11 protein-coding genes are annotated in these 14,276 nt (G+C 74.9%); 4 read left to right on the top strand and 7 right to left on the bottom strand.

The genetic code is table 11. The features are described from left to right. Positions 1–175: 175 nt before the first annotated feature. Genes ACH4B3_RS07775 through ACH4B3_RS07765 form a run of 3 tightly spaced genes read right to left on the bottom strand, consistent with a single transcriptional unit; the run spans position 176 to position 4,055 of the window. Positions 176–2,563 (bottom strand): xanthine dehydrogenase family protein molybdopterin-binding subunit, encoded by a 2,388-nt coding sequence (locus ACH4B3_RS07775; protein WP_398461855.1) that lies wholly within the window; start codon positions 2,561–2,563, stop codon positions 176–178. 2 nt (positions 2,564–2,565) lie between these two features. Next, positions 2,566–3,162: a (2Fe-2S)-binding protein gene (locus ACH4B3_RS07770; protein ID WP_398461854.1), complete on the bottom strand. Its 597-nt coding sequence runs from the start codon at positions 3,160–3,162 to the stop codon at positions 2,566–2,568. Further along, complete coding sequence (locus ACH4B3_RS07765) at positions 3,153–4,055, bottom strand: FAD binding domain-containing protein (RefSeq protein ID WP_398461853.1); 903 nt, start codon at positions 4,053–4,055, stop codon at positions 3,153–3,155. The genes ACH4B3_RS07770 and ACH4B3_RS07765 overlap by 10 nt, the downstream gene beginning before the upstream one ends. Before the next feature lie 297 nt (positions 4,056–4,352). On the opposite strand from ACH4B3_RS07765, the gene ACH4B3_RS07760 reads away from it, so the two are divergent. Together ACH4B3_RS07760 and ACH4B3_RS07755 are read left to right on the top strand one after the other, a co-directional pair. Then, on the top strand, positions 4,353–6,071 hold the full coding sequence (locus tag ACH4B3_RS07760) for a PucR family transcriptional regulator (protein WP_398461852.1): 1,719 nt from the start codon (positions 4,353–4,355) through the stop codon (positions 6,069–6,071). Positions 6,072–6,411: 340 nt separating this feature from the next. Beyond that, on the top strand, positions 6,412–7,215 hold the full coding sequence (locus ACH4B3_RS07755) for a hypothetical protein (RefSeq protein ID WP_398461851.1): 804 nt from the start codon (positions 6,412–6,414) through the stop codon (positions 7,213–7,215). Positions 7,216–7,317: 102 nt separating this feature from the next. On the opposite strand, the gene ACH4B3_RS07750 is transcribed toward ACH4B3_RS07755, so the two are convergent. Further along, positions 7,318–7,956 (bottom strand): GntR family transcriptional regulator, encoded by a 639-nt coding sequence (locus ACH4B3_RS07750; RefSeq protein ID WP_398462315.1) that lies wholly within the window; start codon positions 7,954–7,956, stop codon positions 7,318–7,320. Positions 7,957–8,092: 136 nt separating this feature from the next. On the opposite strand from ACH4B3_RS07750, the gene ACH4B3_RS07745 reads away from it, so the two are divergent. Further along, positions 8,093–8,959, top strand: coding sequence for a (2Fe-2S)-binding protein (locus tag ACH4B3_RS07745; protein WP_398461850.1), 867 nt, complete (start codon positions 8,093–8,095; stop codon positions 8,957–8,959). Between the two features lie 219 nt (positions 8,960–9,178). Then, positions 9,179–10,276, top strand: a complete 1,098-nt coding sequence (locus ACH4B3_RS07740; protein ID WP_398461849.1) for a DUF2637 domain-containing protein — start codon at positions 9,179–9,181, stop codon at positions 10,274–10,276. Between the two features lie 49 nt (positions 10,277–10,325). Here the strand turns inward: ACH4B3_RS07740 and ACH4B3_RS07735 are convergent, their stop codons facing one another. The 3 genes from ACH4B3_RS07735 to ACH4B3_RS07725 form a co-directional block, all read right to left on the bottom strand. Next, the gene (locus ACH4B3_RS07735; protein ID WP_398461848.1) at positions 10,326–10,787 is read right to left on the bottom strand and encodes an ATP-binding protein; all 462 of its coding nucleotides are present in this window, start codon (positions 10,785–10,787) and stop codon (positions 10,326–10,328) included. A gap of 191 nt (positions 10,788–10,978) precedes the next feature. Next, entirely contained in the window at positions 10,979–12,721 is a 1,743-nt protein-coding gene (locus ACH4B3_RS07730) for a pyruvate dehydrogenase (RefSeq protein ID WP_398461847.1), read from the bottom strand. 166 nt (positions 12,722–12,887) lie between these two features. Next, positions 12,888–13,904 carry a protein phosphatase 2C domain-containing protein gene (locus tag ACH4B3_RS07725; RefSeq protein ID WP_398461846.1) on the bottom strand — a complete coding sequence of 339 codons (1,017 nt, stop codon included), beginning with the start codon at positions 13,902–13,904 and terminating at the stop codon, positions 12,888–12,890. Between the last annotated feature and the right edge of the window lie 372 nt (positions 13,905–14,276).

Raw genomic sequence — 14,276 nt, 5'->3', positions numbered from 1 at the left:
TGCGGTTCCCGGCCGTCGGACGGACGGGAGGGTCGCTCCCCGGTGGGGCCGGGGAACGGGCCCCGGCCCGGGGCCACCCGGCGGGCGGCCCCGCGGAACGGGGACGTGTGGTGCGGTGCCGCCCCCGTCGGGGCGGCACCGGTTGCCGGGACCCGCCGGCGGCGGGCCCGGCGGGCTAGGTGCCGGTGAGGTGCTCGGGTCGTACCGGCGTCCGGTTCAGTTCCAGGCCCGTCGCGTCCCGGATGGCGGCGAGCACCGCCGGGGTGGACGACAGGGTCGGGGCCTCACCGATGCCGCGCAGCCCGTACGGCGCGTGCTCGTCGGCGAGCTCCAGCACGTCGACCGGGATGCTCGGCGTGTCGAGGATCGTCGGGATCAGGTAGTCCGTGAAGGAGGGGTTGCGCACCTTCGCGGTCTCCGGATCGACGATGATCTCCTCCATCACCGCCATGCCCAGGCCCTGGGCGGTGCCGCCCTGGATCTGGCCGACCACGGACAGCGGGTTGAGCGCCTTGCCGACGTCCTGCGCGCAGGCGAGTTCGACGACCTTGACCAGGCCGAGCTCGGTGTCCACCTCCACCACCGCGCGGTGCGCGGCGAAGGAGTACTGGACGTGGCCGTCGCCCTGGCCGGTGCGCGGGTCGAACGCCTCGGTGGGGCGGTGCCGCCACTCGGCCTCGACCTCCACCGTCTCGCCCTCCAGCACCTCCGCCAGGTCGGCGAGGACCTCGCCGCCGTCGGTGACGACCCTGCCGCCCTCCAGCAGCAGCTCCGCGGTGGCCCAGGCGGGGTGGTACGAACCGAACCTGCGGCGGCCGATCTCCAGTACCCGCTCGCGGACCAGCTCGCAGGAGTTCTTCACCGCGCCGCCGGTGACGTACGTCTGGCGGGAGGCGGAGGTGGATCCGGCGGAGCCGACCCGGGTGTCGGCCGGGTGGATGGTCACCTGGTTGACGCCCAGCTCGGTGCGGGCGATCTGGGCGTGCACGGTGATGCCGCCCTGGCCCACCTCGGCCATCGCGGTGTGCACGGTGGCGACCGCCTCACCGCCCACGACCTCCATCCGCACCTTGGCGGTGGAGTAGTCGTCGAAGCCCTCGGAGAAGCCGACGTTCTTGATGCCGACCGCGTAGCCGACCCCGCGGACCACGCCCTCGCCGTGCGTGGTGTTGGACAGGCCGCCGGGCAGCTCACGGAGGTCCGCGGCGCCGTCGGCGGTCTCCCACTGGCGCTCCGGCGGCATCGGGCGCGCCTTGACGCGGCGCAGCAGCTCGGCGACCGGGGCGGGCGAGTCGACCGGCTGGCCGGTCGGCATGATCGTGCCCTGCTCCATGGCGTTGATCCGGCGGAACTCCACCGGGTCCAGGCCGAGCTTCGCGGCGAGCTTGTCCATCTGCGCCTCGTAGGCGAAGCACGCCTGGACCGCGCCGAACCCGCGCATGGCGCCGCAGGGCGGGTTGTTGGTGTAGAGCGCGATCGCCTCGATGTCGACGTCGTCGACCGCGTACGGGCCGACGGACAGCGACGAGGCGTTGCCGACGACGGCCGGGGAGGCGGAGGCGTAGGCGCCGCCGTCCAGCACGATCCGGCACTTCAGGTGCGTCAGCTTGCCGTCCCTGGTGGCCCCGTGCTCGTAGTGGAGCCTGGCCGGGTGCCGGTGGACGTGGCCGAAGAACGACTCGAACCGGTTGTAGACGATCTTGACCGGCTTGCCGGTGCGCAGCGCCAGCAGGCAGGCGTGGATCTGCATCGACAGGTCCTCGCGGCCGCCGAAGGCACCGCCGACGCCGGAGAGCGTCATCCGGACCTTCTCCTCGGGCAGGCCGAGGACCGGGGCGATCTGGCGCAGGTCGGAGTGGAGCCACTGGGTGGCGACGTACAGGTCGACGCCGCCGTCCTCGGCGGGCACCGCGAGGCCGGACTCGGGGCCGAGGAATGCCTGGTCCTGCATGCCGAAGGTGTACTCGCCGGTGACGATCGCATCGGCGCGCTTCGCGGCCTCGGCCGCGTCGCCGCGGACGATCGGCTGGCGGTGCACGATGTTCGGGTGCGGTACGTGCCCGGCGTGGTGGTCGTCGCGGCCGGGGTGGAGGACCGGTGCGTCCGCGGCGGTCGCGGAGGCCTCGTCGGTGACGACCGGCAGTTCCCGGTAGTCCACCCTGATCTTGGCGGCGGCGCGGCGTGCCGTCTCCGGATGGTCGGCGGCGACCAGGGCGACCGGCTCACCGTGGTGGCGTACCACGCCGTCGGCGAGGACCGGGGTGTCCTTGATCTCCAGGCCGTAGTTCTTCACGTCGGTCGGCAGGTCGTCGTGGGTGAGCACGGCGTACACACCGGGCGTCGCGACCGCCTCGGAGATGTCGATGCCCTCGATCGCGGCGTGGGCGACGGTGGAGCGCAGGATCTGGCCCCACAGCATGTCCTCGTGCCACAGGTCCGAGGAGTAGGCGAACTCGCCGGTGACCTTCAGGGTGCCGTCGGGGCGCAGCGTGGACTCGCCGACGCCGCCCCTGGTCAGGCTGGTCTGGGAGATGCCGGTGGGGGTGCGGGTGACTCCGCCCATGGTCAGACCGCCTCTCCGGCGCGGGCGGCCGCCAGGCGGACCGCGTCCAGGATCTTCTCGTAGCCGGTACATCGGCACAGGTTGCCCGAGAGCGCCTCGCGGATGTCGGCGTCGGACGGCTCGCTGTCGCGCTCCAGCAGTTCGTCGGCGGCGACCAGCAGGCCGGGGGTGCAGAAGCCGCACTGGACGGCGCCGGCGTCGATGAACGCCTGCTGGATGGGGGCGAGCGGCGGCCGGCCCCGGGACGGGCGCGCCTGCCGTTCCCGGGCTCCGTCCGGGAGGACCCCCGGCTCGGCCGGGTCCGGCGGGGTGCCGCCGCGGGCCCCGTCCGCGCACGCTTCGGCGCGGCCCCGGGCGAGGTCGGCGAGCCCTTCGACGGTGATCACCTCACGGCCCTCGACCTGTCCGGCGGCCACCAGGCAGGAGCAGACCGGCACACCGTCCAGGCGGACCGTGCAGGATCCGCACTCGCCCTGTTCACAGGCGTTCTTGGAGCCGGGCAGGCCGAGCCGCTCGCGCAGCACGTACAGCAGGCTCTCGCCTTCCCAGACGTCGTCCGCGGTCTGCGGCCGTCCGTTGACGGTGAAGTTCACGCGCACTGTGCTTCTCCCTTACTGCTGCCGCCGGCACGGTAGGCCTCCCAGACCCAGCCGAGGGTGCGGCGGGCCATGATGCCGACCGCGTGGCGGCGGTACCCGGCGCTGCCGCGGACGTCGTCGATCGGGTTGCAGGCGCCGGAGCACAGCTCGGCGAACCGCTTGGCGACGGACGGGGTGATGATCTGGCCGTTGTCCCAGAACCCGCCGTCGGCGAGCGCGGCGTTCAGGAAGTCCTCCGCCTCGCGTGCGCGTACCGGGGTGGGCGCGGCCGAACCGATGCCGGTGCGGACCGTCCGGGTCTCCGGGTGCAGGGCGATGCCGAAGGCGCACACCGCGATCACCATGGCGTTGCGGGTGCCGACCTTGGAGAACTGCTGGGGCCCGTCGGCGGTCCTGATGTGCACGGACCTGATCAGCTCGTCCGGCGCCATCGCGTTGCGCTTCACACCGGTGTAGAAGTCGTCGATCGGGATGAGCCGGCTCCCCCGGACGGACTCCACCTCGACCCGGGCCCCGGCGGACAGCAGCGCCGGATGCGCGTCACCGGCCGGGGAGGCGGTGCCGAGGTTGCCGCCGACGCCACCGCGGTTACGGATCTGCGGGGAGGCGACCGTGTGGGAGGCGAGCGCCAACCCCGGCAGTTCGGTGCGCAGATCCCGCATGATCCGCGTGTACGGGACGGACGGTCCCAGGCGGACGGTACCGCCGTCCGCGCTGACCTCCCACTCGCTCAGCTCGCCGATGCGGTTCAGATCCAGCAGGTGGTCCGGGCGCCGGTGATCGAAGTTGATCTCGACCATGACGTCCGTCCCACCCGCGATGGGCACAGCGGTGGGGTACTCGGCCTTCGCGGCGAGCGCCTCTTCCCAGCTGGCGGGGCGCAGGAAGTCCATGGGCGTTCTCTTCTCGGAATTCGTTCGTGGGGGTGAGGGGTGTTTCGGCGTGGTGTTCCTGTCTGTTTCCCGCCCTGGGAGGTGCCCTCCCGGGTTCGCGGCGATGTTCCCCGGTCGGCACCGCGCACGCGGCCTGGCAGTCAGTACACCGGTGGCCGCCCGGTCGGGTGCAGTGACGGAACGCATGAAGCGGTTGGCAGGCCAGGGGGCCGGTCTTGTAGATTCGAACGAAAGGCGGGGGCCGACAACCTCGCGGTATTCGACCGGTAACACCACGACAGATCGGCTGGCAACGACATGCGGCTGCGCGCACTGCTGGAGACCGAGGCCCTGGGCCTGCGACTGCTCGGCGGTGAGGAGGAGCTGGACCGCACGGTACGGGGCGTGATGACGACCGATCTGCGCGACCCCAGCCGCTACCTCACCGGAGGCGAGCTGGTCCTCACCGGCCTGGCCTGGCGGCGGGACCCCGCCGACTCGGAACGGTTCGTACGGATCCTGGCCGGCGCCGGGGTCGCCGGGCTCGCCGCCGGCGAGGCGGAACTCGGCGACGTCCCGGAGGACCTGGTGACGGCCTGCGTCCGGCACCGGCTGCCGCTGTTCTCGGTGGTCGAGGACGTGTCGTTCGCGTCGATCACCGAACACGTGGTGCGCCAGGTGTCCGGGGAGCGGGCCGGGGACCTCGCCGCGGTCGTCGACCGGCACCGGCGGCTGATGACCTCGGGGCCCGCGGGCGGCGGCCCGGACGTCATCCTCGACCTGCTCGGCTCCGACCTGGACCTGAACGCCTGGGTGCTGTCGCCCACCGGCCGGCAGATCGCCGGGGCCAGCCCGGGAGGCCCGGGCGCGCGGCTGCCCGCCGCGGTGTGCGCCCGGCTGGCCGGCGAGCACCTGGCCGCGGTACGGGCCGGACGGCGCCCCCCGCACCGGGTCGCGGTCCCCGGCAGCGGCACCTACTCGCTCTTCCCGGTGCGGGGCGGCAGCCGTCCGGCGGGCGCGGACGTCCGGGAGACGGTGCTGTCGGAGTGGCTGCTGGCGGTGGAGGCCGACGCCGGGGACTGGCCGGCCGAGCGGCTGGACCTGCTGCACGGCGTCACCCAGCTGATCGCGGTGGAGCGGGACCGGCGGGACGCGGCGCGCACGGTGCGGCGGCGGCTGGCCCAGGAGGTGCTGGAGCTGGTCACGGCGGCGGCCCCGCCGACCGAGATCGCCGCCCGGCTGCGGGTCGCCGCGCCGGTGCTGCTGCCCGGGCTCGGCGGCGCCCCGCACTGGCAGGTGGTGGTGGCCCGGGTGGAGTGGGGGCTGACCGGCGAGGGCTGGGCGCCGGAGGGCGCGGAGCCCGGCCGGGACGCGCAGCTCCCGGCCGGCCCGGTGTCCCAGGCGCTGCTGGAGGAGCTGCTGGTCGACCCGGAGGGCGCCGGACCCGATCCCTCGGACCGGATCGCGGTGGCGCACACCGGTGACGAGGCGGTCGCCCTGGTGGCGCTGCCCGCCGCCACCGACGACGAGCGGGCGGACGCCGCGCTCCACGCCGACCGGCTGCTCGCCGCGGTGCGCGAGCCGCTCGCCCGCGGGCTCGACGGGGACGGCCGGCTGACGCTGGGGGTCAGTGCCACGGTGCACTCCGCGGAGGGGTTGCGCGGCGCCCTGGAGGAGGCCCGGCACGCCCGCCGGGTGGCCGCGGCGCGGCCCGGCCGGGTGTGCGCCGCGGGCCACCAGGAGCTCGCCTCGCACGTGCTGCTGCTGCCGTTCGTGCCGGACGACGTCCGCCGCGCGTTCACCGCCCGGCTGCTGGACCCGCTGCGCGACTACGACCGCCGGCACCGGGCGGAGCTGATCCCCACCCTGGAGGCGTTCCTGGCCTGCGACGGGTCCTGGACCCGGTGCGCCACCCAGCTCCATCTGCACGTCAACACGCTGCGCTACCGGGTGGGCCGGATCGAGCAGCTGACCGGCCGCGACCTAGCCCGGCTGGAGGACAAGCTGGACTTCTTCCTGGCCCTGCGGATGAGCTGACCGGCTCCCCCGGGGCCCGTCCCCGGGTGCCGCCGAGGCCCACGGCCCGCCCCTTGGGTGCCACCGGGCCCGCCGGCACCGGTGGCGTCCCGGGCCCCGGCGCCGTCCGGTGCCGGGGCGGTGCCGGCCGGGGCCCGTCTCTTGCGCCGCCCGTTCGCACACCTGCCGCACGACATCCGACGGGCGTTCGCGCGAGCGGCCACGCCGGGTACCCCCGGAGAAAAGTTTGTGAATTCATTCACACCAACCCCTTGGCCGCCCCCGCGGGTTCGTGCTGAGATGCGGGCACGACTTCCGGCTCGACGGCGCGCTTGGGGAGGGCAATGTGGCGGACACCGCCATGTCACGGTCTGGATCGTCGGACTCATCGGAATCGCGACCGGGCCGAGGGGAGGACCCTCTCGATACGGCGGTGTGGCGGCTCCGGTCCCGCGGCTGCTGGCACGACGCCGCCGAACTGCTCGCCCCGCGTGCCGCCGGGGACCCGGCCATGGCACTGCGGCGCACCGCGCTCCTGACCGAGCAGTGCATGTTCACCGCGAACGGCTGGGAGGCGGCCGAGGACGCGCTGCGCGCCGCTGAGGCGCTGGCCCTGAGCGACGAGCACCGCGGGGCCGCCGCCTGCGAACGCGGCCACCTCGCCTACGCCTCGACCCTGTTCCAGGTCCGCGACCGGGCCGACGAGGCGCGGGCGGCGCTCGGCCGGGCGGTCGCCCTGCTCGCCCCGGACTCCCCGGCCCGTCCCCTGCTGGACTTCCGGCGCGGGCTGTTCGCGCAGCACCTGGCGCAGAACCCGGTGGGTGCCCTGGCCGCGTTCCGGCGGGCGCACGCCGGCGCGGCGACGCACGGCGACGAACTGCTCCGCTCCTTCACCTGGCGGCACCTGGCCGCGCTGGCGGAGGAGAGCGGGGATCTTCCCGAGGCACGCCGGGGCTTCGCCGAATCGCTGCGGATCCGGGAGGAGTTGGGCTACCTGATCGGCATCGCCCCGGCGCTGGCCGCCCTCGCCGAGGTGGCGGACGAGCCGGAGGCGGGGCGGATGCGCGCCGAGGCGGGGCGGCTGGTGCGGCTGCTGGGCGGGGTCCCGGCCTGGCTGGCCGCGCAGCTCGGCCGCGCACCCGGCCCCGCCGGCCCCCCGGACTGACCCGGTGGCGGCCGGCCCGGCGGACCGACCCGCTGGCGGACTGACCCGGTGGCGGCCGGCCCGGCGGACGGTGGCCGGCCGGCTCCGCGGTGCCCGGCGGGCTCAGGCCGCGCCGGCGAAGTGCTCGCGCACCAGCGACTCCACGACCGGGAGGTCGCGGGCGGCCAGCGCGTCGAGCAGCGCCACGTGCTCGGCGGCGTCCGCGACCAGGCCGGCGGTGCGGACCACCTGGCCCTGGGCCAGCGGCCACTGCGCCCGCCGGTGCAGGTCGTCGGCGACGATCACCAGCTGCTCGTTCCCGGCGAGGCTGAGCACCGCCTGGTGGAAGGCGCGGTCCGACTCCAGGTAGGCGGCCCGGTCGCCGCTCGCCGCGGCCAGCGCGGTGGCCTCGGCGAACGGCCGCAGGGCCGCCCACCGCTCGGGGGCCACGGTCTCGGCCAGCATCAGCATCACCGGGACCTCCAGCAGGGCCCGGACCTCGGCCAGCTCGGCCAGCTCGCGGGCGCTGCGCCGGGCCACCCGGAAGCCTCGGTTGGGGACGACCTCGACGGCGCCCTCGCCGGCGAGTTGCTGCATCGCCTCGCGGACCGGGGTGGCGGACACCCCGAAGCGCTCGGCGAGGGCGGGCGCGGAGTAGACCTCGCCGGGGGTGAGTTCGCCACCGACCAGCGCGCCGCGCAGGGCTTCCAGGATCTGGCGGCGCACGGAGTGCCGTTGCAGCGGCACGCGCGGCGGCGCCATCTCGGCGATGGGCTGCTCCACTCGGATCCTCCTGACGTCGCCTTGAACCATAAGCGGGCGTCGCGCGAGGTCAAACCCCGATCTTGTGAGCTAAGGTAAGGCTAACCTCACGTACTCGCGATTCGGTGGTTCCACCATGGCCGTGCCCGCCCGCCCGCTGCCCGACACCCCGGCGCCCTCGCGCGGTCCGGCGGCGGTCACCGCGTCCCCGCTGTCCGAGGCGTACACCCGCCTCTCCGGGGTCTACCCCGGGCTGACGGTGCTGGAGGGGGAACCGCGGTCCGGCGGGGGCTGGGTGACCTCGGCCGAACTCGCGGCCGGCGGCGCGGCGCTGGACGCCTTCCTCGGCTGGGACGAGGACCAGGTGCTGCGGGACTACGGGGAGCCGGGCCGGCCCGACGTGGTGGCCGGATTCGGTCTGCACCGCTATGTGTGGCCGGCCTGTCTGCTGGTGACCGTGCCGTGGTTCCTGCTCCGGCGGGTGCCCCGGCTGCCCGTCGGGCAGGTCTCCCTGGACCGGGCCCGGGGCCGGATGACCGTCCGGGTGACGGAGTTCCGGTGCCTGCCGGACGACCCCGCCGCCGCCCTGCCCGGCGCCCGTGTGGTGCCGGACGAGGAGGGGCTGCGCGACGCGGTGCGGGAGGCGGTCGCCGAACACGTGGGCCCGGTGCTGGACGCGTTCCGCCGCCGGACGCGGCGCGGCACCCGGGCGCTGTGGGGGATGGTGGCCGACGACATCACCGAGGGGCTGTGGCGCATCGGCGCGCTGCTCGGCGAGGAGGACCGGGCGCTGACCGAGCTGGCCGGGCTGCTGCCGTCGGCGGTGACCCCGTATCCGGTCGGTGCCGGGTTCCGCGAGCTGACCGGCCCGGACGGCGACCGGCTGGTCACCCGGGACCGCGCCGCCTGCTGCCTGTTCTACACCCTGCGGCCGCGGGAGACCTGCGCGACCTGCCCCCGCACCTGCGACACAGAGCGCATCCGGCGGCAGATCGCAAGCTGATCGCTTCGATTCCACCGAAACGGATTCCATGAATAGAATGCAAGTCGCTTGCACCAGGCGAGCGTTCGAACCGTAGCGCACCTATCCGCGTGTCCCCACCGTCCGTTGGCGTCCTCTTGCCGGGAAACCCCTTGAGGCAAGGCCCGACTCCGCCAAGATGTCGCGCGAGTAGGCCGTTCCGCGGCCAGAACACCACACGGAAGCGAGGCTAGGGGCCGGATGAGACTGACCGACATATCGCTGGGCTGGGCGCTGCCCCTCACCGTGGCGCTCGTCGGAGTCGGGGTGGCCGGGACGGTGCTCGCTCGCGGTCGTGCCGGAAAGCACAAGAAGGAGGCGGTGGTCACGGACTCCTGGGAGCGCAGCGAGGAGCGACGGCGGCGCAAGGAGGCGATCTACGGCATCGCCTCGTACGTCCTGCTGTTCTGCTGTGCCGCGGTCGCCGCGGCGCTCTCCTTCCACGGGCTGGTCGGCTTCGGCCGGCAGAACCTCAACCTCTCCGGCGGCTGGGAGTACCTGGTCCCGTTCGGCCTGGACGGCGCGGCCATGTTCTGCTCGGTGCTGGCCGTGCGGGAGGCGAGCCACGGTGACGCCGCGCTCGGATCGCGGCTCCTGGTATGGCTGTTCGCCGGTGCCGCCGCCTGGTTCAACTGGGTGCACGCGCCGCGCGGCATGGGCCACGCGGGCGCCCCGCAGTTCTTCGCCGGCATGTCGCTCTCCGCGGCCATCCTCTTCGACCGCGCGCTGAAGCAGACCCGCCGCGCGGCGCTCCGCGAGCAGGGCCTGGTGCCGCGCCCGCTGCCGCAGATCCGCATGGTCCGCTGGCTGCGCGCGCCGCGGGAGACCTTCGCCGCCTGGTCGCTGATGCTGCTGGAGGGTGTGCGGACGCTGGACGAGGCGGTCGAGGAGGTCCGCGAGGACCGGCGGCAGAAGGAGCAGACCCGGACCCGCCGGCGGGACCAGGAGAAGCTGGAGCGCGCCCGGATCAAGGCGTACAACCGCCAGCACCGGATGTGGGGCCGCCGGGGCGGCCGCCAGGTGGACGTCGCGCTGCCCTCGGGGCAGCCGCCGCAGCTCGGCTCGGACCCTGCCATAGCGGAGCCCGGACAGCTGCCCGCGCGCTCCTCCCTGCCGGCCCTGCGGTCCGCGGAGCCGGAGACCGACAGCATCGCCGAGCGGACCTCGGACGTGCTCAGCCCTTTCGACAAGGCTCGGCCGCGAACCGTTGACCTCACGGCCGAGGACGACACCCTGACCATCCCGCGCCTGGACTCCCTGGAGGAGAAACTGGCGCAGATCGAGCGGCAGTTCGGCTGACCGGGCCGCCGCACGGCACCCGCCGGGCGGCACCGGAGCCGGTACCCGCTCAGGCGGCCACGCCGTCGAGTTCGAACCACACCACCTTGCCGACGTCCTGGGCCCGCACCCCCCAGGCGTCGGCAAGTGCGTTGACCAGCAGCAACCCCCGGCCCGACGTACCCTCTTCGGCACCTTCCGGATGGCGCCGGGGGGTCGGCCGCCGGTCGACGAAGTCCCGTACCTCCACCCGTAATCGGCCTCGCCTGCGCTCGGTGGGGTGGCCGCCGTCCAGGGTGACGGTGACCACCGCGCCGTCGTCGGTGTGCACCAGGGCGTTGGTCACCAGTTCGCTGGTGAGGAGTTCCGCGGCGTCGGCCCGGCCGGGGCCGCCCCACTGGCGCAGCAGGGAGCGCAGCTCGCGCCGGACCTCCGCCACCCCCGTCAGTTCGGCGTGACGCAATCGGATCTCCAGGACCTGCCCCCGCTCCCCTTCGGTCGCCGCCGTGCTCTCCGGCCATCTGGTGTCCATGCCGCCTCGCTGTGCAGGCTGACGCTTCATTCCTTCCCCGCCCCGCCGTTCGTCGACTCTCCGGCACCCCATGTCCTCGAACGCGCTCACGGGAATGCATGCCCCGCGGGTCGGTCCCCGTACACCTCGGAAGGTGATCTCCCGGAAGCACGACCGGGCGCACGGATCCTGGCCGGAGCGCCGGCGGGGCATCAGGGGCGCGGGACGTTGCGCAGGTTGGAGCGGGCCATCTGGAGCATCTTGCCGACGCCCCCGTCGAGCACGATCTTGCTGGCGGAGAGCGCGAAACCGGTGACCATCTCCGCCTTGATCCTGGGCGGGATGGACAGCGCGTGGGGGTCGGTGACCACGTCGACCAGGGCCGGGCCCTTGTGCCGGAAGGCGTCGCGCAGCGCCGGGCGCAGCTGCTTGGGCTTCTCCACCCGCACCCCGTAGGCCCCGGCCGCCTCGGCGAGCGCCGCGAAGTCCGGGTTGCGGTTGCCGGTGCCGTACGAGGGCAGGCCGGCCACCAGCATCTCCAGCTCCACCATGCCCAGCGAGGAGTTGTCGAACAGCACGATCTTCACCGGCAGGTCGTACTGCACCAGGGTGAGGAAGTCGCCCATCAGCATGGCGAACCCGCCGTCGCCGGACATCGCCACCACCTGGCGGCGGCGGTCCAGGAACTGCGCCCCGATCGCCTGCGGCAGGGCGTTGGCCATGGACCCGTGGGTGAACGAACCGATCACCCGGCGGCGGCCGTTGGGGGTGAGGTAGCGGGCCGCCCACACGTTGTTCATGCCGGTGTCGACCGTGAAGACCGCGTCCGGGGCGGCCTCCTCGTCCAGCACCGAGGCGACGAACTCCGGGTGGATGGGCACGTGCTTGTCCACCTTGCGGGTGTACGCCTTGACCACCCCCTCCAAGGCGTCCGCGTGCTTCTTCAGCATCCGGTCCAGGAACCGTCGGTCGTTCTTCACCCGCACCCGGGGCGTCAGGCAGCGCAGCGTCTCCCGTACGTCGCCCCACACCGCCAGGTCGAGCTTGGACCGGCGGCCCAGGTGCTCGGGCCGGACGTCGACCTGCACGGTCCGCACGTCGTCCGGGAGGAACGCGTTGTACGGGAAGTCCGTGCCCAGCAGGATCAGCAGGTCGCACTCGTGGGTGGCCTCGTAGGCCGCGCCGTAGCCGAGCAGCCCGCTCATCCCGACGTCGAACGGGTTGTCGTACTGGATGTGCTCCTTGCCCCGCAGCGCGTGCCCGACCGGGGACTTCACCCGCTCGGCGAACGCCATCACCTCCGCGTGCGCCCCGGCGGTCCCGCTGCCGCAGAACAGCGTCACCTTCCGGGCCTCGTCCACCATCCGGGCGAGCGCGTCGATCTCCTCGTCACCGGGGCGCACCGTCGGGCGGGAGGTGACCAGGGCGTGCTCCACGGCCCGCTCCGGGGCCGGGCGGGCGGCGATGTCGCCGGGCAGCGACACCACGCTGACGCCGCCGCGCCCCACCGCGTGCTGGATCGCGGTCTGCAGCACCCGGGGCATCTGCTGCGGGCTGGAGATCAGCTCGCTGTAGTGGCTGCACTCCCGGAACAGCTGGTCGGGGTGGGTCTCCTGGAAGTACCCGGTGCCGATCTCACTGCTCGGGATGTGGGACGCCAGGGCCAGCACCGGAGCCATCGAGCGGTGCGCGTCGTACAGCCCGTTGATCAGGTGCAGGTTGCCGGGGCCGCAGGAGCCCGCGCAGGCGGCGAGGTTGCCGGTGAGCTGCGCCTCGGCGCCGGCCGCGAACGCCGCGGCCTCCTCGTGCCGCACCTGGATCCAGTCCATGCCGCGGTTGCGGCGGATGGCGTCCACGACGGGGTTGAGGCTGTCCCCGACGACTCCGTACAGCCGGCGCACCCCGGCCCGCGCCAGGATGTCCACGAACTGCTCCGCCACCGTCTGCTTGCCCATCGCGCTCGTCCCTTCGGGTGACCTGGGCTGCCCCGTCCCGGGCCTTCCGGTGCCGTCCGGGCCCACCGGGTCCGGCCCGCGCGGGCAGCCGGACGCGCGCCGGGCGGCACCGGGCGCGCCCGCGGCCGCACCGGCCCACGGGACCATCAACCCACGGACCCGGCGCTCACGCCTCCCAGACGGCGGCCGCCGTACGGTCGTCGGCGTAGCCCTTCACCCGGGTCTGCGCGTCGGCGAGGAAACCGGCCAGTCCCGGTGGCTCCGCGCCGGCCCACCGTTCGCCGAGCGCCCTGGCCAGCGCGGGCTCGCCGCGCAGCGGTTCGGCCAGGCCGGGACTGCACAGCAGGAGGGTGTCACCGGGCCGGGCGACCGAGGCCCGGAAGCGGAAGGGGTCGAGGTCCGGCGGTCCGTCACCGGCCGGGCCGCCGGCCGGGTGACCGGCGCCGTCCGGGTCCGCGGGGCGGCCGTCCGCCGCTCCGGCCGCGGGGCCGCCGGAGGTCGCGGCCGCGGCGGCGTCCGGCTCCGCCCGGTCCGCCGTCCCCGGCGTCTTCGGCTCCCAGGTGCCCCGTGGCTCGCCGGGCTCCCGGGGCTCCCGCACCGGGGGTTCCAGGTCCTGCCACGCCCCGTCCCGCAGCCGGAACAGTCCCCCCGCCCCGGCCCCGAAGAACACCCGGGTCCGGCAGGCGGGGTCGGCGGGCAGCAGCAGGCAGCGCAGTGAGGCGGTGTAGGTGTCCGGGTCCAGGCCCAGTTCCGCGGCGCGGGTCCGCAGTCTGCCCAGGCTGCGGGCGGTGAGCCGGTGCAGCCCTGACCTGAGCGCGGCCCGGCTGCCCGCCCGGAGGTCGGCGGCGAGCCGGGCCTGGCTCCGGCCGACCGCGCCGCCGATCCACTCGCACACCTCGTGCGCCGCCCGGTGCGCCCCTTCGGCCGCGCGGAGTCCGGTCGCCACGGCCACCAGCAGCAGTGCGGACTCGCCCGCCCCGAACCGCGCGGTCAGCAGCGCGTCGCGGCGCGGCTCGCCGCGGAAGCGCGCCGAGTCGCCGCGTAACGAGGCGGCGCGCAGGGTCAGCGGGCCGTACCGGGCGCCGTCCAGCACGGTGTCCGGGACCAGGGTCCGAAGGCCCGCCGGGTCGGCGAGGGGCAGCGCGGTCGGTTCGGGCTCGTAGGTGGGGGGCCGGTCCCCCACGTATCCGACCCGCGCCGGGTCGGATACCCGGGACGTCCGGGCTCCCGCCGCCCCGGCCGCTCCGACCGCTCCGGCCGGAGCCGGCGCGCCGGCCGCCGGCCCGTCGTCCGCCCCGCCCGCGCGGCCGTCCCGCGGCGGCGGGACGTCGCGGCGCGGCGGCCGGGCGGCGGGCCCCGGCCCGTCGTCGTGCGTGCGCGGAGGGCCGGAGTCCGGCGGTCCGCCCCGGGATGCCCCGGCCTCCGGCGGTCCGTCCTGCGGCGCTCGGGCATCGGGCGGTCCGTCCTGCGGTGCTCCGGCGTCGCCGCCCGGACCCGCTCCGGGAGCGGACGGGGCGCCGGGGCCCGGCGGGCCGGGCGGTGGCGGACCGCCGGA

It is taken from the genome of Streptomyces sp. NPDC018031 (assembly GCF_044327625.1).
In the GTDB taxonomy this organism is placed as follows: Bacteria; Actinomycetota; Actinomycetes; order Streptomycetales; family Streptomycetaceae; genus Streptomyces.
Note: the sequence above shows the minus strand (reverse complement) of the source record. Positions and strands in the feature narration are given on the sequence as shown.